This is a genomic window from Streptomyces sp. NPDC002328 (assembly GCF_042890065.1).
GTDB lineage: Bacteria > Actinomycetota > Actinomycetes > Streptomycetales > Streptomycetaceae > Streptomyces.
This window is the reverse complement of record NZ_JBIARQ010000011.1, coordinates 222438-245594: the sequence shown is the minus strand read 5'-3', so window position 1 is coordinate 245594 and position 23157 is coordinate 222438. Positions and strand designations below refer to the sequence as shown.

Below are 23157 nucleotides of genomic sequence, written 5' to 3'. Positions count from 1 at the left end.
GCGTTTCGGTCGTCTCTCGGTACCGCTCTCGGTACCGCCGAGAACGGCGAAGGGCCCCGTGACAGTTCGTGTCACGGGGCCCTTGGAGGCTTCGGCCGGTCTCAGTCGGCCTCAGGCTGTTCAGCCGTTGCGCTTCCAGCGGGGCTTGTCCTCGCGGCGGCCGAAGGAGGAGTTGCCGCCTCGGTGGTCGTCGCGGCGGCCGTACGGGCGGTCGTGGCCGCCGGTGCGGAAGCCCGGGCGGTCGTCGCGGCGGTCGCGGTTGAACGGACGGTCGCTGCCGCGGTGGCCGCCACGCTCGTCACGGCCGCGGAAGCCGCCCCGGTCGTCACGGCGCTCGAAGGAACGGCCGCCACGGTCGTCGCGACGCTCGAACGAACGGCCGCCACGGTCATCGCGGTTGAAGTTGCGGTCGCGGTCCCGGTCACGGTCGCGGTTGAAGCCGGGCCGGTCGTCGCGGCGCTCGAAGGAACGGCCGCCACGGTCACGGTCGCGGTCCCGGTCGCGGTCACGGTTGAAGCCGGGCCGGTCGTCGCGGCGCTCGAAGGAACGGCCGCCACGGTCGTCACGGCGCTCGAACGAACGGCCGCCACGGTCATCGCGGTTGAAACCACGGTCACGGTCCCGGTCCCGGTCGCGGTCCCGGTTGAAGCCGCCGCGGTCGTCGCGGCGCTCGAAGGAACGGCCACCACGGTCGTCACGACGCTCGAACGAACGGCCACCGCGCTCGCTCCGGTCGATGTCCCGCGCGGCCGGCTGCTCCGGCACGGACACCTCGGCCGCGACCGCCGCCTCGACGGTCTCGACGGCCGCCGCCTGCGCCTCGGCCACCGCGGCCTCCGGGTCCTCGCCGCGCTCACGGGCGACGCGGGCGACCAGCCGGTCGGCCTCCTCGCGCAGCTCGCTCGCACGACGCGTCGCGCGCTCCAGCTGCTTGGAGAGGTGGGCGACCTCGCGCTCGGCCTGCTGGGCGGCGTTCCCGGCGGACTCGGCCTGGACCTCCGTCATCGAGCGGGCGCCGGTGATCTCGGCGACCTCCGGGTCGAAGGCGGCGCCGCCCTGGATGATGTGACGCCCGGCGTCGACGCCCGCGTCCTCCATCAGACGGAAGATCTGACGGCGCTGGTGCGGCAGGGAGAGGGAGACGACCGTGCCCGTGCGGCCGGCGCGCGCCGTGCGGCCCGCGCGGTGCAGGTAGTCCTTGTGGTCGCCGGCCGGGTCGACATTGAGCACCAGGTCGATGCCGTCGACGTGGATGCCGCGAGCCGCCACGTCCGTGGCGACCAGGACGTTGACGTAGCCGTCCTTGAAGTCGGCCAGCGTCCGCGTCCGCGCGCCCTGGGTCATGCCGCCGTGCAGCGCGTCGGCCTTCGCGCCCGCCTCGCGCAGCTGCTCGGCGACCCGGTCGGCGCCCAGCTGGGTGCGGACGAAGATGATGGTGCGGCCCTTGCGGGAGGCGATCGCGGCCGTGACCGGCGCCTTGTCCTTGGGCTTCACGATCAGGATGTGGTGCGACATGGTCGTCACCGCGCCCTGGGCGGCGTCGACCTCGTGGCTGACCGGGTCCTTCAGGTACCGGTCGACCAGGGTCTTGATCTCGTTCTCCATGGTCGCGGAGAACAGCATGCGCTGACCGCCCGACGGGACCTGGTCGAGCAGCTCCGTCACCTCGGGCATGAAGCCCAGGTCGGACATCTGGTCGGCCTCGTCGAGGACGGCGATCTGCACGTCCTCGAGCGAGCAGGCGCCGCGGTTGATGATGTCGCGCAGACGGCCCGGGGTGGCGACCAGGATGTCGACGCCGCGCTCGAGGGCGTAGATCTGGTTGCCCATCGAGGTACCGCCGCAGACGACCTTCATCTTCAGGCCGAGGACGTCGCCGTACGGCTGGAGCGCGTCCGCGACCTGCATGGCCAGCTCGCGGGTCGGGGTCAGGATGACCGCGCGCGGCTTCTTGCGCTCGGTGCGGCCGCCGGCCAGCGTGGCCAGGGTCGGCAGACCGAAGGAGAGGGTCTTGCCGGAGCCGGTGCGGCCGCGGCCGAGGATGTCCTTGCCGGCCAGGGCGTCCGGGATGGTCGCCGCCTGGATCGGGAAGGGGGTGGTCACGCCGTTCTGTGCGAGCTTGCGCACGACGCCCTCGGGCAGACCGAGGTCCGCGAAGGTCGCCTCGGGCGTCTCGTCGGTGTCGACGGCGTCGGCCGCGTCGACCGTCTCGACGGCCTCGTCGTTCACGAGGTCAGCCTCGACGTTCTCGGGCACGACGGCGTGATCAGTACTGGAAATGGACATGCGAATGCGAAACCTTCCGGAGTCTCGTCGGCACGCGCCCGTCAACTCCGTGTTCGCATTACGACCGCCTCTATGCGGTCCGCCGCCACGGCAAGGGAGAGTACGCGCCACACGGCGCGCTCTGCGGTGGCGCCGGGCAAATGGGATCAAACGATCTACCACCATACGCACCCTGCACCCCTGAAGGCAAACCGAGCCCGGTAGACCTACGTCACATACGGCACAGCCGTACGCATCAGGACGGGGGCGGCACGCAGCTCGCGCGGGCCCACGCGCCGTACCTCAACGCCCTTCCCACCGCGGCCCCTTGAGGTCGCGGCCCGTCCCCGCACCACCCCCTACGCGGGCAGTCCCGCCTCCGGCACCGGTTCGCGCTCCACCAGCTGCGGCGCCGGCTCCTCGTGCGCCGACGACGACGGCTCAGCGACCGTCGGCTCCGGCACGGACGGCGCGGGGGGCTCCGGCGGCGGAGGCGTCTGCGGATCGGCGGGGCGCGTGGGCGTCGGCTCCTCCTTCGGCGGCTCCGGCACGCCCGGCTTCTCGCTCCGTCCGGGCTGCCCCGGCTGCGCCCCCGTCGACGGCTGCGCGCTCGCCCTGGGCGAGGCCGACGCCGACGGGGCCGCCGACGCGCCCGGCTTGCCCTTCTTCCCGCCCTCGCCCCGCCCGTGCTTGCCGTCGCCGCCCGCCGTGCCGTACCCGTATCCGCCGCCCGACCCTCCGGGCCCGTCCTCGGCCGCCTCGTCGCCCCGCTGACCCGCCGAGTGCGAGGGCTCGGCCCGGCCGCCCTCGTCGTCACCCACGCTCATGCAACCGGCGGCCGCTGCGACGACCAGGACCGTGGCGGCCAGGCGAAGGGGTAGGTACAAGCGGCGCACGGGCCACCTCCGGGGAAGACGCGGGAGTCAACCACACCAACTCCCGTCGCCCGCAGGAGGACACGCGGCCCGCGGCCCCGGCCGCCGCCACTCGCCCCAGCCGCCGCACGCCTCAGCCCCAGCCGCACGCCTCAGCCGCTCACCTCACCCGTACCCGAGCGCGTGCAGCCGCGCGTCGTCGATCCCGAAGTGATGCGCGATCTCGTGCACCACGGTCACCTCGGTCTCCTCGACGACCTCCTCCCGCGTCGCGCACATCCGCAGCGTCGGCCCCCGGTAGATCGTGATCCGGTCCGGCAGCACCCCCGCGTACCACTCGCCGCGATCGGTCAGCGGAGTCCCCTCGTACAACCCGAGCAGCTCGGGATCGTCCGCGGGCGGCTCGTCCTCGACGAACACCGCGACGTTGTCCATCAGCCGCGTCAACTCCGGCGGAATCCGGTCCAGCGCCTCGGCGACCAGTTCCTCGAACTCCTCGCGCGTCATCTCCAGCACAGGCCCATTCTCCGGTACGACACCGCCGTACGGGGGGTGCGAACGGCCCGCATATCCCGACGCGCGCTTGGGCATACGCGACGAATGGTCCGCGCCCGCGTCCCCCTCCGCTCCCGCACCGGCAAGTCCGGCTCCCGCACCACCCCCGAACTCGCCGCCCGCCCCCACCCCTGGACCCGGGCCCTCGGCCTCACCGCCGTCGTCCTGCTCGGCGCCTGGCTCGGTCTGCTGATCGTCGGGAACGTCAGCGCCCCCGTCGGACCCATGAACACGACGATGACCCTGCGCCCCTCCGCCACCGGCGGCACCAAGATCAACGTCTCCCCGTTGGGCGCCCTGCACCTGGACAGCCACACCGCTCCCGTCCGCCTGGACGTCAACGTCGACCAGCTCGACCCGGCCCGCGCCCAGGCCCTCGTCGACCACCCCGAGCGCCTCTCCGGCCTCCAGGACGAGATCGCCCACGACGTCGAGCACGGCACCCTCGACCTCGCCGTCCGCTCCTGCGTCGCCGTCGTCACCGGCGCCACCGCCCTCGGCCTCGCCGTCTACCGGCGCCCCCGCCGCGCACTCGCCGCCGGCGGCCTCGCCCTCGCGCTGCTCACCGCCTCGGGCGCCACCGCGTACGCCACCTGGAACCCCAAGTCGGTCCTCGAACCCCGCTTCTCGGGCCTGCTCTCCTCGGCCCCGTCCCTGGTCGGCAACGCCCGCAGCATCGTCACCGAGTTCGACGTCTACCAGAAGGAACTGGCCCGGCTGGTCACCAACGTGACCAAGCTCTACGACGTCACCTCCACCCTCCCGGCCTACCAGCCGGACCCCACCACCGTCCGGGTGCTGCACGTGTCCGACATCCACCTCAACCCGGCGAGCTGGAAGATCATCGCCTCCCTGGTCGAGCAGTACGACGTCGACGTCATCGTCGACTCCGGCGACACCATGGACCACGGCACCGCGGCCGAGAACGGCTTCCTGGACCCCATCGCCAACCTCGGCGCGCCCTACGTCTGGGTCCGCGGCAACCACGACTCGACGACCACCCAGCGCTATCTGGAGGGCGTCAAGAACGTCCACGTCCTCGACGACGGCCGCGCCGTGACCCTCGCGGGCCTGCGCTTCGCCGGCATCGGCGATCCGCAGTTCACCCCCGACCGCTCGACCGTGCAGGGCGGCGAGGGCGTGCAGGAGGCGGCGGGCGCCCGTCTCGCGGAGGCGCTCCGCGCCCAGCGGACCGCCGGCACACCCGTCGACGTGGCCGTCGCCCACGAGCCCGCCGCCGCCGTGCAGACCGACGGCGAAGTGCCCCTCGTCCTGGCCGGCCACATCCACCGCGAGGAGATGGAGATCCTGAAGAAGGGCACCCGGCTGCGCGTCGAGGGCTCCACGGGCGGCAGCGGACTGCGCGCCGTCGAGGGCAAGTACCCCGACCCGATCGAGGCGTCGATCCTCTACTTCGACCGCGACACGCGCCGCCTCCAGGCCTGGGACGAGATCCGACTCGGCGGTCTCGGCCTGACGACGGCCGAGGTCAGCCGCCACCTGCCGGAGGAGAACCGACCGGGCGCGGCTGTCACCCCGAGCACGCCGGGCGCTTCTCAGTGAGCCCAGGGCCGCTCCGCCTATCTGGTTTGATCCCGGCCCGAACGCCGTAGTACAGTCACGTCGTGCCCGAGGGCAGCGGTCAGGGCTTGACCGTCCCGAATCCCGAGAGGGATGAAGGAGAAGCGGAACCCTTCGGGGGAAAGCGGAGTCACATGCTTCTCACGTCTCCAGGGACGCTCAGATGAAGCAGCGGTAGAAGTTAGTCCGCCCTCATCGTCTAGCGGCCTAGGACGCCGCCCTTTCAAGGCGGTAGCACGGGTTCGAATCCCGTTGGGGGCACGCAACACCGTGTGCGACACTGTCGTACACAACGCTTGGTCCTGTGGAGCAGTTTGGAGTGCTCGCCACCCTGTCAAGGTGGAGGCCGCGGGTTCAAATCCCGTCAGGACCGCTGAGGTTTCACGTGAAACCTCGTGGCTGGGTAGCTCAGTTGGTACGAGCGTCCGCCTGAAAAGCGGAAGGTCGCCGGTTCGACCCCGGCCCCAGCCACAGCCCGGAAGCCCTGTCCCTCGCGGACGGGGCTTCCGCTTTTTCGCGGCTCTCGGACTTCCCGGGCTTCCCGGGCTTCCCGGGCTTCTCGGGGTACGAGCGGCCAGGGCGGGTGGGCCCAGGAGGGTACGACGTCAGAACTTTTTCCCCCGGGTCCTCACAACCCTTCCATCCGTCCGCCAGTCAGACTGTCAGGCTGGCACAGCAGGGCCACAGACGACACCTACGAACGGTAGAGGGATGACGACTACGCACCGGACGGGACAGGTCGACATGACCACGGACCAGGGGGGTGAGGGAGCAGGCTCTCTGAAGGCGCTGCCGACGCAGTCGACCTCCTCCGGACAGGTGATCGTGTCCCGGTCGGGCGGCGGGGAACGGCTGGCCGCGCTGGACGGACTGCGTTTCCTGGCGGCGCTCGCGGTCGTGCTCTTCCACTTCATCGGCCAGAAGCCGAAGACGATGGTCACCCTCTGGGGCCGCACGCCGGAGAACATCTTCCCGGACGCGCACGCGATCTTCGCCTTCGGTCGGCTCGGCGTCGATCTGTTCTTCCTGATCAGCGGCTTCGTCATCTGCATGAGCGCCTGGGGCCGCACCCCGCGGGACTTCTTCATCTCCCGCGTCACCCGCCTCTACCCGATGTACTGGATCGGCGTCGTGGTCTCGGCGTTCTGCATCTACTTCGCCGGCGCGCCGTTCGGGACCACCGAGCCGCGGGTCTTCCTCGCGAACCTCACGATGCTCCAGAAGCCGCTGGGCGTGGAGCACCTGGACTCGGTGTACTGGACGCTCTGGCCCGAGCTGTGCTTCTACCTCACCTTCGCGGTCGTGGTGTGGAAGGGCCTCACCTACCAGCGTGTGCTGATCTTCGGCGGGCTGTGGACGGTCGCCGCCGTCCTCGCGCCCTCCGCGGACCTCCCGCTGCTGAAGCTGGTGGTCAACCCGCCGTCCGCGCCGTACTTCATCGCCGGCATGGCCTTCTACCTGATGTACCGCTTCCGTCCGACGCCGCTGCTGTGGGGCGTGGTCGGCATGCAGTGGCTGCTGGCGCTGCACTTCCTGCTGACGCCGGGCGGCGGTCGGATCAGCTGGGACGAGTGGTCGCCGTGGCGCGGCTGGCTGGTCCTGTTGATCACGGCGTTCTTCTTCATGATCGCCGCGATCGCGCTGGGCTGGACCCACCGGATCCGCTGGCGCTGGCTGAGCGTCGCGGGCACCCTCACCTTCCCGCTGTACCTGCTGCACAGCCCCATCGGACTGACCATCGCCCACCGCTTCGGCGACCGGGTCGACCCCCGGCTGCTGATCGTGGGCACGGTGATCGGCCTGGTGCTGCTCTGCTACGTCGTGCACCGCTTCGTCGAGCGGCCGATCGCCACGGCCATGCGGCGCTGGCTCAAGACGGCCCGCTTCACGCCGGCGACACGGGTTCCGACCCCGGGATCACGCCAGGGCTGAGCCCAGGGCGACGGGCGCGCCAGGTCCACGGCGACGGGCGCGCCAGGCACGCCGGGCACCGGTCCACAGGGCACGCGCAGGCCCCCGGCAAAAACGTTCGCCACGTTTTTCCCCGGGATGAGATCCTGGACCGCGTATGTCTACGCACCCTGCCCCCGCCCTCGGCGCCCTCGCCCCCCGCCTGACCGAGCTGTCCCTGCGCGACGCGCACCGGCTCGGGCGCAGGCTCGAAGGTGCGCGCAAGATCCGTAAGCCGGAGGCCCGGGCCGCCGTTCTGGCCGAGATCGAGGCCGAGGTCGCGCAGGCCGAGGAACGGATGGGGGCGCGGCGTGACCGCGTCCCCGCCGTGACCTACCCCGAGCAACTGCCGGTCAGCCAGAAGAAGGACGAGATCGCGGCCGCCATCCGCGATCACCAGGTCGTGATCGTCGCGGGCGAGACCGGGTCCGGCAAGACCACGCAGATCCCGAAGATCTGCATGGAGCTGGGCCGGGGCGTCCGCGGGATGATCGGGCACACCCAGCCCCGCCGTATCGCCGCCCGGACGGTCGCGGAGCGCGTCGCCGAGGAGCTGCGGACGCCGCTCGGCGAGGCGGTCGGCTGGAAGGTGCGGTTCACCGACCAGGTGAACCCGGACGCCACCTTCGTGAAGCTGATGACGGACGGCATCCTCCTCGCGGAGATCCAGACCGACCGCGAGCTGCGCGCCTACGACACGATCATCATCGACGAGGCCCACGAGCGGTCCCTCAACATCGACTTCCTGCTGGGCTACCTGGCCCAGCTGCTCCCCCGCCGTCCCGACCTCAAGGTCGTCATCACCTCGGCGACCATCGACCCCGAGCGGTTCTCCCGGCACTTCGGGGACGCCCCGATCGTCGAGGTCAGCGGGCGGACGTATCCGGTGGAGGTCCGTTACCGGCCGCTGCTCGAAGAGGATTCCGAGGACGCCGACCGCGACCAGATCACCGCGATCTGCGATGCCGTCGAGGAGCTCCAGGCCGAGGGCAAGGGCGACATCCTGGTCTTCCTCTCCGGCGAGCGGGAGATCCGCGACACCGCCGACGCGCTGGAGAAGAAGAAGTACAGATTCACGGAGGTGCTTCCTCTCTACGCGCGGCTCTCGCACGCCGAGCAGCACCGGGTCTTCCAGGCGCACACCGGACGCAGGATCGTTCTGGCGACGAACGTCGCGGAGACGTCCCTGACCGTCCCGGGCATCAAGTACGTCATCGACCCGGGCTTCGCCCGTATCAGCCGCTACAGCCACCGCACCAAGGTGCAGCGGCTGCCCATCGAGCCGATCAGCCAGGCCAGCGCCAACCAGCGCAAGGGCCGCTGCGGGCGGACCAGCGACGGTGTCTGCATCCGGCTCTACAGCGAGGACGACTTCCTCGCCCGCCCGGAGTTCACCGACGCGGAGATCCTCCGGACGAACCTGGCCTCCGTCATCCTCCAGATGACCGCGGCCGGCCTCGGCGACATCGAGAAGTTCCCCTTCATCGACCCGCCGGACCACCGCAACATCCGTGACGGCGTGCAGCTCCTCCAGGAGCTGGGCGCGCTCGACCCGGCCCAGAAGGACCCGCGCAAGCGGCTCACGCAGACCGGCCGCAAGCTGGCCCAGCTGCCGGTCGACCCGCGCCTGGCCCGGATGGTCCTGGAGGCCGACAAGAACGGCTGCGCCCGCGAGGTCATGGTCATAGCCGCCGCGCTCTCCATCCAGGACCCGCGCGAGCGCCCGGCCGACAAGCAGACCCAGGCCGACCAGCAGCACGCCCGCTTCAAGGACGAGACCAGCGACTTCCTCGCCTACCTCAACCTGTGGCGGTACGTGCGGGAGCAGCAGCGCGAGCGCGGCTCGTCGTCCTTCCGCCGGATGTGCAAGCAGGAGTACCTCAACTTCCTGCGCATCCGCGAATGGCAGGACATCTACACGCAGTTGCGCACGGTCGCCAAGCAGATGGGCATCCACCTCAACGAACAGGACGCCTCCGGCGACGGCGTCCATGTCTCCCTCCTCGCCGGCCTTCTCTCCCACATCGGGATGAAGGACGTGAAGGACGGCAACAAGAACGAGTATCTCGGCGCCCGCAGCGCCAAGTTCGCGATCTTCCCGGGCTCGGCGCTCTTCAAGAAGCAGCCGCGGTTCGTGATGTCGGCGGAGCTGGTGGAGACGAGCCGGCTGTGGGCCCGCGTCAACGCCAAGATCGAGCCCGAGTGGGTCGAGCCGCTCGCCGGGCATCTGCTGAAGCGGACGTACAGCGAGCCGCACTGGGAGAAGGACCAGGCGGCGGTGATGGCGTTCGAGAAGGTCACGCTGTACGGCGTGCCGATCGTCGCCCAGCGGAAGATCAACTACGGCCGGGTCGACCCCGAGGTGAGCCGCGAGCTTTTCCTTCGCAACGCGCTCGTGGAGGGCGACTGGCGCACGCACCACAAGTTCTACGCCGACAACCGCAAGCTCCTCAGCGAGGTCGAGGAGCTGGAGCACCGGGCGCGGCGCCGGGACATCGTGGTCGACGACGACACCCTGTTCGACTTCTACGACCAGCGGGTGCCCGAGCACGTGGTCTCGGGCGCCCACTTCGACTCCTGGTGGAAGCACAAGCGGCACGAGCAGCCCGACTTCCTGGACTTCGAGCGGGAGATGCTCATCCGGGAGTCGGCGGAGGCGGTCACCAAGGCCGACTATCCGGACTCCTGGCGGCAGGGGCAGCTGACGTTCCGGGTCACGTACCAGTTCGAGCCGGGCGCGGACGCGGACGGCGTGACCGTCCACATCCCGCTCCAGGTCCTCAACCAGGTCGTCGACGAGGGCTTCGACTGGCAGATCCCGGGCCTGCGGGAAGAGGTCGTCACCGAGCTGATCCGCTCGCTGCCGAAGCCGATCCGCCGCCACTACGTGCCGGCGCCGAACTTCGCGCGGCGGTTCCTCGACCAGGCGGCGCCGTCGCAGGAGCCGCTCACCGCGGCCATGACGCGTGACCTCAAGCGCATGGTCGGCGTGCCCTTCGACGCCGAGGACTTCGACTGGTCGAAGGTCCCCGACCATCTGAAGATCACCTTCCGGATCGTCGACGAGCGGCGCCGCAAGCTCGCCGAGGACAAGGACCTGGAGGCGCTGAAGCTCCGGCTGAAGCCGAAGGCACGCCAGGCCCTCTCGCAGGCCGCCGCGGCCACCGCCGAGCGGCAGGGCGGCGAGTCGCTGGAGCGGTCGGGGCTGACGGACTGGACGATCGGCGCGCTCACCCGCGTCTTCGAGACCCGCCGCGCGGGCCAGCCGGTGAAGGCGTATCCGGCGCTGGTCGACGACGGGCCGGAGAAGAACACGGTCTCCGTGCGGCTCTTCGACACGGAGGCGGAGCAGACGGAGGCGATGTGGAAGGGCACGCGCCGCCTCATCGTGCGCACCATCCCGGTCAACCCGGCGAAGTTCGCCTCCGAGAGGCTGACGAACGCTCAGAAGCTGGCGCTGTCCGCGAATCCGCACGGTTCGATCCAGGCGCTGTTCGACGACTGTGCGATGGCGGCGGCGGACAAGCTGATCGGCGACTTCGGCGGGCCGGTGTGGGACGAGGAGTCGTACCGGAAGCTGTACGACAAGGTGCGCGCGGAGATCGTCGACACGACCGTGCGGGCGGTCGGGCAGGTGGAGCAGGTGCTGGCCGCCTGGCAGGCCTGTGAGCGCCGGCTGAAGGGCGTGCGCAGCCCCTCGCTGCTGGCGAACCTCACGGACGTGCGGGGGCAGTTGGACGCGCTCGTACGGCCCGGCTTCGTGACGCAGGCGGGGCTGCGCCGGCTGCCGGACCTGATGCGGTATCTGGTGGCCGTGGACCGGCGGCTCCAGCAGATGCCGACCAACGTCCAGCGGGACACCACCCGCATGGAGAAGGTCCACGAGATGCGGGACGAGTACGCCTGGCTGCTGGAGCAGCTGCCCAAGGGCCGCCCGGTGCCGGCCTCGGTCCTGGACATCCGCTGGATGATCGAGGAGCTCCGGGTCAGCTATTTCGCCCACGCGCTGGGCACGGCGTACCCCGTCTCCGACAAGCGGATCGTGAAGGCGATCGACGCGGCCGTACCGTGACGGCCCGCGCACGCAGGGTGAGTTCGACCAGGCGGGCCAGCCTCCTGTAGAGTCTCGTTTCGCAGCACGACGCAACAACAAGTGCCGCGAAACCTGGTCCTGTGGAGCAGTTTGGAGTGCTCGCCACCCTGTCAAGGTGGAGGCCGCGGGTTCAAATCCCGTCAGGACCGCCGGAGAAGAAGGCCCGCCCCTCGCGAGGGGCGGGCCTTCTTCGTGTGCGCGGACGTCCCGCTCCCTTGACGGCGTCACTTTCGCTGGGTACCCCAGAGTTCAGGGCATCGCCGTGCGCGCGGTGCCGCTGGAGGTGGCGTATGGCGGCATCGGTCAGGCACGAGACGCGGGCGCTGCTCCGCGCCCATCTGTCGGCCGCGTCGTCCTACCGGCATCTGACCCGTCACTGCCCCATCTGCCACCGTCTGCTGCGCCTGGCGATGGACGGCGCCCCACGGGACCCCGGAGCCGGACAGACGCGGGCTCAGACTCAGGCCCGGACTCAGGCCCAGACGCACGCTCAGGCGCAAGAGGCCGGCGGGAGCGGCGCGCCCCCGACGGGCTGACCGGACGGACTGACACCCTGAGCCGACGTCCGGACCGACCCCCGAGCCGACACAACAAGCGCTTCCACTAGCGCACTTGGGACGACGGCAACAAGGCCAGTGGCATGTGACGGGTGTCACCGCATGAGTTTCCGAAACCCGGGTTCTTACCAGTCTCCTACAACTGGTCAATTTAATATGTGCAATTGCACCACTCCGGAAGGCCCCTCGCACACCCCCCGCTCACCCCTCCCCCGAACCTTCCCAGAGACTCCCCAGAGTCCGACAAGGCCGCGCACAGAGCCGCCTGATACACCAGGACAGAGCCCGGCGAACGGACGCGGGAGCACAAAAAGAATCGCGCTGGACCCGGCGGAGTCCAGCGCGATCGACGACGCACCGTGTGGGCTACGGGCCTGTTGGGGCAGGACCCGCGTCGTGTGGAGCTAGGGTTCGGGCGTCTCGACAGGTTGGGGGACCTGGCGTTATGCCCGGCTATTCAGTTGTTCAGGCCTCGCTGCGCTGCTGCGGGATGCCCGCCAGCAGTGCGCGGACCTCAGCCTCGCGATAACGGCGGTGTCCGCCGAGCGTGCGGATCGACGTGAGCTTGCCGGCCTTCGCCCACCGCGTGACCGTCTTCGGGTCCACACGGAACATGGTGGCGACCTCAGCCGGGGTCAGCAGCGGCTCAGCATCAGGGGTGCGAGCGGTCATGAGCGGCCTCCTCGGGAGAACCGAACCTTCTCGGTTCTTTCCTCTAAATTCTGCACCTTGACCCGCGTTGCCCGAAATGGCGGACGCGAGTCGAGTCGGTTATAGGACGAACGGCTTGTCCTCGGCACTACAACTACACCATCTGTCCAGCCGCGTCGGCCAAACCGATGGAATTGCCCCCCAGGTGTTCATCGGCGACGGAAGCCGATGGACCATGCCATAGCGGACAGTCACGCCAGTGTGACGATCAGTCACATGGCGATCAGGAGGCATCAGACCCCCCAAAGCGTGCAATGCTGAGAAATCCCCCCACGGTGGAGCACAAGTGGACGGAAGGAGCCCTCCCCGGACTCCTTGTCCTATTTTGACACGAGGAGGGGCAAGCGACGCAAGGGCGGCGTACGTGCGGTCCGTCACCCTTGAGACATAAGCCCGGATCGGGACCTACGCCCCGTCCGTTCCGTGAAGTGCGGTTGACCGTACGCTGTTGGACCGCTCACGGCCGTGACGCAGGTCACTGGGGGAGGGGCTCGGTACGGCGCAGGCGCTGTCGCGTCTGTCACACCGTCAGTTCGCGGACCGCCGGTCCCGCACCGACCGCCACCGCTCCACGAGCCTGCCGTATGCCTCGCCCGCCGCCTCGCCGTCGCCCCGGCGCAGGGCGTCGACACCCTCGGCCACGTCCGCCGCCGAGCGGTCGCCCTCCAGATCGCCGGCCGGCAGCGTGTGGACCAGCCCGCCGTAGTCCAACTCGACCAGCGAGCGCGGGTGGAACTCCTCCAGCCAGCGGCCCACGTCCACCAGGCCCTCGATCAGCGGCCCCTCGTCCAGGGCGTCCTTCAATGCCCGCAAGGACCGGGCGACCCGGCGCCGGGCCTGGACCATCGGAGTGCGGTAGCGCAGCACGGGCGCGAGCTCCGCGGTGCCCTTCACGTACTCGCGCTCCTCGTCGGAGACGAGCGCGAACCAGTTCAGCGGGATCTGCCAGGTCGCGGTGCGGATCCAGGGGCGGGCGTCGGGGTTGCGGGACAGCCAGCGCTCGTAGTCCTGGGCGGCCTGGAGCCGGACCACCGGGGGCAGCACCGCGTCCAGGACCGGGCCGGGCAGTTCGTCGCCCAGCTCCCCCAGCGCCTGCCAGCCGCGCAGCCGGGTGCGCCAGGGGCACACGCACAGCACGCCCTCCACGTCGATCACGAAGGCGTCGCCGCTCTCGTGCACCGGCACCGGGATCGGCGGGGTGGGCAGCAGGTCGGCCAGCGAGCGGCGCAGCTCGTCCTGGCAGGAGGGGAGGTCGTCGCGGCGGGCGTAGCGCGCCCAGTGGCCGCGCTCCGGCTCGGGGAAGGCTGCCAGCGGTTCGTACACGCGCAGATAGGCCGCGTACGGGACGATCACCGAGGACACCTGGGGCACGCCTCCTCCCTCCCCGTCCCACCGGCCGGGAAACCTCGCGGATCCGTCCGCCGAGGGTCCGGAAACATGCAAATCGTCCCACGTCCTTACTCCGGGAGAAGGTGATCCGGGCCCAGGGAGAACGGGATCCCGCACAGCAGGCGATCAGCGGGCCGTGCAGGCTCTACCCTCATCCCACAGGCCCCGCCACCTCTACGGAGCCCCGTCCCCACCCGCCGCTAGTTACCCAGGAGTCACCACAGTGACCGACGTATCCGGCGCGCACGCTGATGTACTGCACACCCTGTTCCACTCGGACCAGGGGGGTCATGAGCAAGTCGTGCTCTGCCAGGACCGTGCGAGCGGCCTCAAGGCCGTCATCGCCCTCCACTCCACCGCTCTGGGCCCGGCCCTCGGCGGCACCCGCTTCTACCCCTACGCGAACGAGGCGGAGGCCGTCGCCGACGCGCTGAACCTCGCGCGCGGGATGTCGTACAAGAACGCCATGGCCGGTCTCGACCACGGCGGCGGTAAGGCCGTGATCATCGGCGATCCCGACTCGATCAAGACCGAACAGCTGTTGCTCGCGTACGGCCGTTTCGTGGCATCGCTCGGCGGGCGGTATGTGACCGCCTGCGACGTCGGCACCTATGTCGCCGACATGGACGTCGTGGCGCGCGAGTGCCGCTGGACGACCGGCCGGTCCCCGGAGAACGGCGGCGCGGGCGACTCCTCCGTCCTGACCGCGTTCGGCGTCTACCAGGGCATGCGGGCCAGCGCCCAGCACCTGTGGGGAGATCCGACGCTGCGGGCGAAGCGGGTCGGCATCGCGGGTGTCGGCAAGGTCGGCCACCACCTGGTGGAGCACCTGGTGAAGGAGGGCGCCGAGGTCTTCGTCACGGATGTGCGCGAGGACGCCGTGCGACGGATCACCGAGCGGCACCGGGACGTGATCGCCGTCAAGGACACCGACGAGCTGATCCGGGTCGACGGGCTGGGGATCTACGCCCCGTGCGCGCTGGGCGGCGCCCTGGACGACGACACCGTGCCCGTGCTGACCGCCGAGGTGGTCTGCGGCGCGGCCAACAACCAGCTCGCCCACCCGGGCGTCGAAAAGGACCTCGCCGACCGCGGGATCCTCTACGCGCCGGACTACGTGGTGAACGCCGGCGGGGTCATCCAGGTCGCCGACGAGCTGCACGGCTTCGACTTCGACCGGTGCAAGGCAAAGGCCGCGAAGATCTACGACACCACGCTCGCAATCTTCGCACGTGCGAAGGAGGATGGGATTCCGCCGGCCGCGGCGGCCGACCGGATCGCCGAGCAGCGGATGCACGAGGCGGCCAGGGCACGCGGCCGGTGAGCCGGGAGCCGGGCCCGCCGGCGAGCCCGACGGCGCGTCGGCCGACGGGCCGGAGGGCAGGGTTCCGCTGAGGGCCCGGGGCCCCTCCAAAGGGTTTGGCCGGTACCGCCGGGTGGAAAGTTGGAGAGAACTCTCACTCTTCCCGGCGGGTCGGCCGCCGATAAGTGGTTAAAATCGCCACTGACCAGCGAGGACGGGGCGCCTCGAAGGCTCTGTGCACACGCGCGTGCCACGGGCGACGTACCGTATGGGTGCGGGCTCAGGTACCGTGGAAGCCCTACGGACCGGCCTCTCTGCGGAGAGTCCGTTCCGGATCATGAACGCGTGTCAAGACTCTGGGGCCGTCGAGCCCCGTCGTTGAGGGGGTCGAGCCATGGGGCGCGGCCGGGCCAAGGCCAAGCAAGCGAAGGTCGCCCGCCAGCTGAAGTACAACAGCGGCGGGACGGATCTCTCACGCCTGGCCGAAGAGCTGGGCGCATCGCCATCGAACATGCCGCCGAATGGCGAGCCGTTCGAGGACGATGAGCAAGACGACGACCCGTACGCCCGGTACGCCGAGCTGTACGGGGACGACGACGATGACGAGGACGAGGACTCCTCGCATCAACAACACCGTCGCGGCGCTTGACCTTGCATTGAGCACTCACCCGGTCGGTGACTTCGGTCACCGACCGGGTCTTGTGCTGCGTGCGGGGTTTCAGCCGGCGTAGTCCCCGACGAGTTCCGCCCCGGTGGTGTGCTCGCCGCGCTCGGTGATCTCACCGGCGACCCAGGCGTCGACCCCGCGGTCGGCCAGCGTCGCCAGGGCCACGTCGGTCGACTCCGCCGGGACGACCGCCATCATGCCGACGCCCATGTTCAGGGTCTTCTCCAGCTCCAGCCGCTCGACTCGGCCGGTCCTGCCGACGAGGTCGAAGACCGGGGCCGGGGTCCAGGTGGAGCGGTCGACGACCGCGTGCAGCCCGTCCGGGACGACCCGGGCGAGGTTGGCCGCGAGGCCCCCGCCGGTGATGTGCGAGAAGGCGTGGACGTCGGTGGTGCGGGTGAGCGCCAGGCAGTCGAGCGAGTAGATCTTCGTCGGCTCCAGGAGTTCCTCGCCGAGGGTGCGGCCGAGCTCCTCGACGCGCGCTTCCAGCGACAGGCCGGCCTGGTCCAGCAGGACGTGCCGGACGAGGGAGTACCCGTTCGAGTGAAGGCCGGAGGCCGCCATGGCGATCACCGTGTCACCCGTACGGATGCGATCGGCGCCCAGCAGGCGGTCGGCCTCCACCACGCCCGTGCCGGCGCCGGCGACGTCGAAGTCGTCCTCGCCGAGCAGGCCCGGATGCTCGGCCGTCTCGCCGCCGACCAGGGCGCAGCCGGCCAGCACACAGCCCTCGGCGATGCCCTTGACGATGGCGGCGACCCGCTCGGGGTGCACCTTGCCGACGCAGATGTAGTCGGTCATGAACAGCGGCTCCGCGCCGCACACCACGATGTCGTCCATCACCATGGCGACCAGGTCGTGGCCGATGGTGTCGTAGACGCCGAGGCGGCGCGCGATGTCCACCTTGGTGCCGACGCCGTCCGTGGCGGAGGCGAGCAGCGGGCGCTCGTAGCGCTTGAGGGCGGAGGCGTCGAAGAGGCCGGCGAAACCGCCGAGGCCGCCGAGGACCTCGGGGCGCTGCGTCTTCTTCACCCACTCCTTCATCAGCTCCACGGCGCGGTCGCCCGCGTCGATGTCGACGCCCGCTGCTGCGTAGCTGGCGCCGCCCTCGGCGATGGGTGTCTCAGACATGGCTAAGGAGAACCTTCGTGTCGTACGGCAGGTGGTACGGGCCGTCTACGGGCGGCGGATCGCGTCGGCGGCGGCCGTGGCGGCCGGGCCGGCGGCCAGCTCCGTCTCCAGCAGCTGCTTGCCGAGCAGCTCGGGGTCGGGCAGCTCCATCGGGTACTCGCCGTCGAAGCAGGCGCGGCAGAGGTTCGGCTTGGCGATGGTGGTCGCCTCGATCATGCCGTCGATGGAGATGTACGCCAGGGAGTCGGCGCCGAGCGAGGTGCCGATCTCGTCGATCGTCATGCCGTTGGCGATGAGCTCGGCGCGGGTCGCGAAGTCGATGCCGAAGAAGCAGGGCCACTTCACGGGCGGCGAGGAGATCCGGATGTGGACCTCGGCGGCGCCCGCCTCGCGCAGCATGCGGACCAGGGCCCGCTGGGTGTTGCCGCGCACGATGGAGTCGTCGACGACGACCAGGCGCTTGCCCTTGATGACTTCCTTGAGCGGGTTCAGCTTCAGGCGGATGCCGAGCTGGCGGATGGTCTGCGAGGGCTGGATGAACGTCCGGCCCACGTAGGCGTTCTTGACCAGACCGGCGCCGAAGGGGATGCCGGAGGCCTCCGCGTAGCCGATGGCGGCCGGGGTGCCGGACTCCGGGGTCGCTATCACCAGGTCGGCCTCGACGGGCGCTTCCTTGGCGAGCTTGCGGCCCATCTCCACGCGGGAGAGGTACACGTTCCGGCCGGCGATGTCGGTGTCCGGGCGGGCCAGGTAGACGTACTCGAAGACACAGCCCTTGGGCTTCGCTTCCGCGAATCGGGAGCTGCGCAGACCGTTCTCGTCGATGGCGATGAACTCGCCCGGCTCGATCTCGCGGACGTAGGAGGCGCCGCAGATGTCGAGGGCGGCGGACTCGGAGGCGACGACCCAGCCGCGCTCCAGGCGGCCGAGGACCAGCGGGCGGATGCCCTGCGGGTCACGGGCGGCGTAGAGGGTGTGCTCGTTCATGAACACGAGCGAGAAGGCTCCGCGCACCTTCGGCAGGACCGTGTGGGCGGCCTCCTCGACGGTCAGCGGCTTGCCGTCGTCGTCGACCTGGGCCGCGAGGAGCGCGGTGAGCAGGTCGGTGTCGTTGGTGGCCGCCACGCGCGGGGTGCGCCCCTCCTGCTTGGGCAGGTCGGCGACCATCTCGGCGAGCTGGGCGGTGTTGACGAGGTTGCCGTTGTGGCCGAGCGCGATCGAGCCGTGCGCGGTGGCGCGGAACGTCGGCTGGGCGTTCTCCCACACGGAGGCGCCGGTGGTCGAGTAGCGGGCGTGTCCGACCGCGATATGACCCTGGAGCGAACCGAGCGAGGTCTCGTCGAAGACCTGGGAGACGAGGCCCATGTCCTTGAAGACGAGGATCTGGGAGCCGTTGCTGACCGCGATTCCCGCGGATTCCTGGCCCCGATGCTGGAGGGCGTAGAGCCCGAAGTAAGTGAGCTTGGCGACCTCTTCACCGGGAGCCCAGACTCCGAAGACGCCGCAAGCGTCCTGGGGGCCTTTCTCGCCGGGGAGCAGATCATGACTGAGTCGACCGTCACCACGTGGCACATCATCGAGTGTAGGCGAGGTCGTCCACTGGTCCGAATTGGGGATACTCGCCGGTAACTCGATCTTGAGCGCCCCACCCCCTCCCTGATCATCTTATTTGCCCAGGTCAGAACGGCGTGTCGCTGATCCGGCCCGCTCCCGGGAGCGCTCCCGTGACGACCGCCCCGAGGCCCGCCCGAGCGGCGCGAGTGAGGTGTCGCACACCAATCGGCACGCCGGGCGTCAGGCCATCAGCGGCAGCAGCTCCGTCAGGTCCGCGCGCTCACCGCTCGCGCTCACCTTCGCCCCGGCGACGGCGTCCTTCCAGGAGAGCCGCCCGGTCGCCAGCCGGACCCAGGTCAGCGGGTCGGTCTCGACGACGTTGGGCGGGGTGCCGCGGGTGTGCCGGGGCCCCTCGACGCACTGCACGACGGCGTACGGCGGCACCCGCACCTCGGTCGCCCCGCCCGGGGCCCTGACCGCGAGCGCGTCGGCGAGCAGCCGGGCGGCGGCGGCTAGGGCCTGCCGGTCGTACGGGACCTCCAGTCCGGGGACGGCGGCGTTGAGGTCGTCCGTGTGGACGACGAGTTCGACGGCGCGGGTGACCAGGTAGTCGCCGAGGGGCAGCGCGCCGGCGTGGGTCGCCAGCAGCCGGCCGCCGGGGTGGGCGTCGAGCCGGGCGGTGAAGTCGCGTTCGACCTCGGCCAGGTGGGCCGCCGGGTCGGGGTTCCGCTCGGCGAGCTGCCGGGCCAGGTTCTCGATGGCGTCGGCGTTGGCCGAGGTCGCGGACGGCCAGTCGAGGAGCGTGGCGTCCTGCCGGGCCGGCTCCGGCTGGTCGAGGAAGCGGCCGACGGCCAGCAGCGCCGCCCCGATGTGCGCGACGAGGTCCCGCACGGTCCACGCGTCCAGGCGCGTGGGCAGCGCGAGCTGCTCGGGGCTCAGCGTGCCGACGGCCTGCCGGACGTGCCCGAACTGCGTGAGCACCGCCGTGCGGGTCTTGCCGGGGTCGTAGCTCCTGGTGCGCTTCTTCGCCGAGGACATGACGGCGAGCTTATGCCGTGCCGCCCCGGCCCGTTCCCACGGCCGAAGGCCCCTCCCTGGACCCGCACGGCCGAAAGCCCCGCCCCGGCCGCCGCACGGCCGAAAGCCCCGCCCTGGCCCGCACTGCCGAAGGCCCCGCCCCGGCCCGTTCCCACCGCCGAAAGCCCCGCCCTGGCCCCGCACGGCCGAAAGCCCCGCCCGACTCCCCGGTGTCGGGGAGTCCGGGCGGGGCCTTCGCCGTCGTACGGCCGGCGGGGGCTACGCGAGCAGCGCCGGGATCGTCGCCTCGTGGGTGGTGCGCAGTTCCTCCAGGGTGAGGACGAACTCGCCCTGGACGTCCACGGTGTCGCCGTCGACGACGCCGACGCGGGTGGCCGGCAGGCCCCGGGCGCCGCACATGTCGTTGAAACGGACCTCCTCCGAGCGCGGGACGGCGACGATCGCGCGGCCGGCCGACTCGGAGAACAGGAGGGTGAAGGCGTCCAGACCGTCGGGGACGATCAGGCGGGCGCCCTTGCCGCCGAGCAGCGACGACTCGACGACCGCCTGGATCAGACCGCCGTCGGACAGGTCGTGCGCGGAGTCGATCATGCCGTCGCGGGAGGCGGAGATCAGGATCTCGGCGAGCAGCCGCTCCCGCTCCAGGTCCACCTTGGGCGGCAGGCCGCCGAGGTGGTCGTGGACGACCTGGGACCAGGCCGAGCCGCCGAACTCCTCGCGGGTGTCGCCGAGGAGGTAGATCAGCTGGCCCTCCTCCTGGAAGGCGACCGGCGTGCGGCGGGCCACGTCGTCGATGACGCCGAGGACGGCCACGACCGGCGTGGGGTGGATGGCGACCTCGCCCGTCTGGTTGTAGAGCGAGACGTTGCCGCCGGTCACCGGGGTGCCGAGCTGCTGGCAGGCGTCCGCGAGGCCGCGGATGGCCTCGGCGAACTGCCACATGACCGCCGGGTCCTCGGGCGAGCCGAAGTTCAGGCAGTCGGAGACGGCGAGCGGCCTGGCGCCGGTGGTGGCGACGTTGCGGTACGCCTCGGCGAGGGCGAGCTGGGCCCCGTGGTACGGGTCGAGCTTGGCGTACCGGCCGTTGCCGTCGGTCGCGATGGCGACGCCGAGGCCGGTCTCCTCGTCGATCCGGATCATGCCGGAGTCCTCGGGCTGGGCGAGGACGGTGTTGCCCTGCACGAAGTGGTCGTACTGCGAGGTGATCCACTTCTTGGAGGCCTGGTTGGGCGAGCCGACCAGCCTCAGGACCTGGCTCTTCAGCTCCTCGGACGTCTCCGGCCGGGGCAGCTTGTTCGCGTCGTCGGCCTGGAGGGCGTCCTGCCAGTCCGGGCGGGCGTAGGGGCGCTCGTAGACCGGGCCGTCGTGGGCGACCGTGCGCGGGTCGACGTCGACGATCTTGCCGCCGTGCCAGTAGATCTCCAGGCGGTCGCCGTCGGTGACCTCGCCGATGACGGTGGCGATGACGTCCCACTTCTCGCAGATCGCGAGGAAGCGGTCGACCTTCTCCGGCTCGACGACCGCGCACATGCGTTCCTGCGACTCGCTCATGAGGATCTCCTCGGGCGAGAGCGTGGAGTCGCGCAGCGGGACGTCGTCCAGGGTGACGCGCATGCCGCCGGAGCCGTTGGAGGCCAGCTCGGACGTAGCGCAGGACAGGCCTGCCGCACCGAGGTCCTGGATGCCGACGACCAGCTTCTCGGCGAACGCCTCCAGGGTGCACTCGATGAGGAGCTTCTCCTGGAAGGGGTCGCCGACCTGCACGGCGGGGCGCTTCGACGGCTTGGCGTCGTCGAAGGTCTCACTCGCCAGGATGGACGCGCCGCCGATGCCGTCGCCGCCGGTGCGGGCCCCGTACAGGATGACCTTGTTGCCCGCGCCGGACGCCTTCGCGAGGTGGATGTCCTCGTGCCGCATGACGCCGATCGCACCGGCGTTGACCAGCGGGTTGCCCTGGTAGCAGGCGTCGAAGACGACCTCGCCGCCGATATTGGGCAGGCCCAGGCAGTTGCCGTAGCCGCCGATGCCGGCGACGACGCCGGGCAGGACGCGCTTGGTGTCGGGGTGGTCGGCCGCACCGAAGCGCAGCGGGTCGACCACGGCGACCGGCCGCGCGCCCATCGCGATGATGTCGCGGACGATGCCGCCCACGCCCGTGGCCGCGCCCTGGTAGGGCTCGACGTAGGACGGGTGGTTGTGCGACTCCACCTTGAAGGTGACCGCGTAGCCCTGGCCGACGTCGACGACGCCGGCGTTCTCGCCGATGCCGACGAGGAGGGCGTCGGACTGGGGGGCCTTCTCGCCGAACTGGCGCAGGTGGACCTTGGAGGACTTGTACGAGCAGTGCTCGGACCACATGACGGAGTACATGGCGAGCTCGGCTCCGGTGGGCCGGCGGCCGAGGATCTCGACGACCCTCTCGTACTCGTCCTTCTTCAGGCCGAGTTCGGCCCAGGGCAGCTCGACGTCGGGGGTCGCGGCCGCGTGCTCGACCGTGTCCAGAGGCGTCCGGCTCATGCGTTGACCAGCTTCTTGAGGATCGAGGTGAAGAACGGGAGGCCGTCGGTGCGGCCGGTGCCGATGAGCGGCTCCACGGCGTGCTCCGGGTGCGGCATGAGGCCCACGACGTTCCCGGCCTCGTTGGAGATGCCGGCGATGTCGCGGAGCGAGCCGTTGGGGTTGCCGTAGCCGTCGGCGGCGTCGCCGTGGACGAGGTAGCGGAAGGCGACCCGGCCCTCGGCCTCGAGCTTGTCGAGGGTGTACTCGTCGGCGACGTACCGGCCGTCCATGTTCTTCAGCGGGATGCCGATCTCCTGGCCCGCGGTGTAGTCGCTGGTCCAGGAGGTCTCCGCGTTCTCCACCCGCAGCTTCTGGTCGCGGCAGATGAAGTGGAGGTGGTCGTTGCCGAGCATCGCGCCCGGGAGGAGGTGCGCCTCGGTGAGGATCTGGAAGCCGTTGCAGATGCCGAGGACCGGCAGTCCGGCCTTCGCCTGCTCGATGAGGGGCTCCATCACCGGGGAGAAGCGGGCGATGGCGCCGGCGCGCAGATAGTCGCCGTAGGAGAAACCCCCGCACAGCACCACGGCGTCCACCTGGTGGAGGTTCTTGTCCTTGTGCCAGAGAGCGACCGGTTCCGCGCCCGCGATCCGGATCGCGCGCTGGGTGTCCCGGTCGTCCAGACTGCCCGGGAAAGTGACGACGCCAATACGAGCGGTCACTTCGCGGCCTCCGCGACTTCATCCACGCGGACCGTGAAGTCCTCGATCACGGTGTTGGCGAGGAAGGATTCCGCAAGATCGTGGATGCGGGCGAGCACGGCCTCGTCGACCGGGCCGTCAACTTCCAGTTCGAATCGCTTTCCCTGACGTACGTCGGAGATCCCCTCGAAACCCAGCCGCGGCAGTGCGCGCTGCACCGCCTGGCCCTGGGGGTCGAGGATCTCCGGCTTGAGCATGACGTCGACTACGACGCGTGCCACTGGCACTCCC

17 protein-coding genes and 4 tRNA genes are annotated in these 23157 nt (G+C 70.6%); 10 read left to right on the top strand and 11 right to left on the bottom strand.

Translation table 11 applies throughout. The annotated features are described in order from the left end of the window. Window positions 1–120: 120 nt before the first annotated feature. From ACFYX4_RS26520 to ACFYX4_RS26510, 3 genes are all read right to left on the bottom strand, one after another. Window positions 121–2286, bottom strand: coding sequence for a DEAD/DEAH box helicase (locus ACFYX4_RS26520; protein WP_389338229.1), 2166 nt, complete (start codon window positions 2284–2286; stop codon window positions 121–123). 338 nt (window positions 2287–2624) lie between these two features. Then, complete coding sequence (locus ACFYX4_RS26515; RefSeq protein WP_389338226.1) at window positions 2625–3161, bottom strand: hypothetical protein; 537 nt, start codon at window positions 3159–3161, stop codon at window positions 2625–2627. A gap of 144 nt (window positions 3162–3305) precedes the next feature. Further along, window positions 3306–3656, bottom strand: coding sequence for a metallopeptidase family protein (locus tag ACFYX4_RS26510; protein WP_389338223.1), 351 nt, complete (start codon window positions 3654–3656; stop codon window positions 3306–3308). 84 nt (window positions 3657–3740) lie between these two features. Between ACFYX4_RS26510 and ACFYX4_RS26505 the strand changes: the two genes are divergently transcribed. The 8 genes from ACFYX4_RS26505 to ACFYX4_RS26470 all read left to right on the top strand — a co-directional run bounded on the left by ACFYX4_RS26505 (window position 3741) and on the right by ACFYX4_RS26470 (window position 11855). Continuing rightward, entirely contained in the window at window positions 3741–5258 is a 1518-nt protein-coding gene (locus tag ACFYX4_RS26505; protein ID WP_389338220.1) for a metallophosphoesterase, read from the top strand. Between the two features lie 206 nt (window positions 5259–5464). After that, window positions 5465–5537, top strand: a tRNA-Glu gene (locus ACFYX4_RS26500). Window positions 5538–5574: 37 nt separating this feature from the next. Beyond that, window positions 5575–5649, top strand: a tRNA-Asp gene (locus tag ACFYX4_RS26495). 24 nt (window positions 5650–5673) lie between these two features. Next, window positions 5674–5747 (top strand) — tRNA-Phe (locus tag ACFYX4_RS26490). Window positions 5748–5987: 240 nt separating this feature from the next. Continuing rightward, entirely contained in the window at window positions 5988–7208 is a 1221-nt protein-coding gene (locus tag ACFYX4_RS26485) for an acyltransferase family protein (protein ID WP_389338217.1), read from the top strand. A gap of 136 nt (window positions 7209–7344) precedes the next feature. Then, entirely contained in the window at window positions 7345–11298 is a 3954-nt protein-coding gene (gene hrpA / locus ACFYX4_RS26480) for an ATP-dependent RNA helicase HrpA (protein WP_389338214.1), read from the top strand. A gap of 95 nt (window positions 11299–11393) precedes the next feature. Continuing rightward, window positions 11394–11468: transfer RNA gene (locus ACFYX4_RS26475), tRNA-Asp, on the top strand. Between the two features lie 141 nt (window positions 11469–11609). Beyond that, window positions 11610–11855 (top strand): DUF6274 family protein, encoded by a 246-nt coding sequence (locus ACFYX4_RS26470; protein WP_389338211.1) that lies wholly within the window; start codon window positions 11610–11612, stop codon window positions 11853–11855. 486 nt (window positions 11856–12341) lie between these two features. Here the strand turns inward: ACFYX4_RS26470 and bldC are convergent, their stop codons facing one another. Together bldC and ACFYX4_RS26460 are read right to left on the bottom strand one after the other, a co-directional pair. Further along, on the bottom strand, window positions 12342–12548 hold the full coding sequence (gene bldC, locus ACFYX4_RS26465; protein ID WP_003949541.1) for a developmental transcriptional regulator BldC: 207 nt from the start codon (window positions 12546–12548) through the stop codon (window positions 12342–12344). Between the two features lie 567 nt (window positions 12549–13115). Next, on the bottom strand, window positions 13116–13958 hold the full coding sequence (locus tag ACFYX4_RS26460; protein ID WP_389338208.1) for a hypothetical protein: 843 nt from the start codon (window positions 13956–13958) through the stop codon (window positions 13116–13118). Between the two features lie 241 nt (window positions 13959–14199). Here ACFYX4_RS26460 and ACFYX4_RS26455 point away from each other — a divergent pair, with 241 nt between their 5' ends. After that, a complete protein-coding gene (locus ACFYX4_RS26455) occupies window positions 14200–15300 on the top strand; it encodes a Leu/Phe/Val dehydrogenase (protein ID WP_389338205.1) in 1101 nt (366 codons plus the stop codon). 373 nt (window positions 15301–15673) lie between these two features. Continuing rightward, entirely contained in the window at window positions 15674–15928 is a 255-nt protein-coding gene (locus ACFYX4_RS26450; protein ID WP_389338202.1) for a DUF3073 domain-containing protein, read from the top strand. A 69-nt stretch (window positions 15929–15997) separates the two neighbouring features. Here ACFYX4_RS26450 and purM read toward each other — a convergent pair whose 3' ends face one another. The 6 genes from purM to purS form a co-directional block, all read right to left on the bottom strand. Next, window positions 15998–17077: a phosphoribosylformylglycinamidine cyclo-ligase gene (gene purM, locus ACFYX4_RS26445; protein ID WP_389338199.1), complete on the bottom strand. Its 1080-nt coding sequence runs from the start codon at window positions 17075–17077 to the stop codon at window positions 15998–16000. 45 nt (window positions 17078–17122) lie between these two features. Continuing rightward, window positions 17123–18649, bottom strand: coding sequence for an amidophosphoribosyltransferase (gene purF, locus ACFYX4_RS26440; protein ID WP_389338196.1), 1527 nt, complete (start codon window positions 18647–18649; stop codon window positions 17123–17125). Between the two features lie 222 nt (window positions 18650–18871). Beyond that, window positions 18872–19669, bottom strand: coding sequence for a sterol carrier family protein (locus ACFYX4_RS26435; protein WP_389338193.1), 798 nt, complete (start codon window positions 19667–19669; stop codon window positions 18872–18874). A 258-nt stretch (window positions 19670–19927) separates the two neighbouring features. Continuing rightward, complete coding sequence (gene purL / locus ACFYX4_RS26430) at window positions 19928–22186, bottom strand: phosphoribosylformylglycinamidine synthase subunit PurL (protein ID WP_389338190.1); 2259 nt, start codon at window positions 22184–22186, stop codon at window positions 19928–19930. After that, window positions 22183–22887, bottom strand: coding sequence for a phosphoribosylformylglycinamidine synthase subunit PurQ (gene purQ, locus ACFYX4_RS26425; RefSeq protein WP_389338187.1), 705 nt, complete (start codon window positions 22885–22887; stop codon window positions 22183–22185). The genes purL and purQ overlap by 4 nt, the downstream gene beginning before the upstream one ends. Then, a complete protein-coding gene (gene purS / locus ACFYX4_RS26420) occupies window positions 22884–23147 on the bottom strand; it encodes a phosphoribosylformylglycinamidine synthase subunit PurS (protein ID WP_360835218.1) in 264 nt (87 codons plus the stop codon). Before purS ends, purQ begins: the two co-directional genes overlap by 4 nt. Window positions 23148–23157 lie beyond the last annotated feature (10 nt).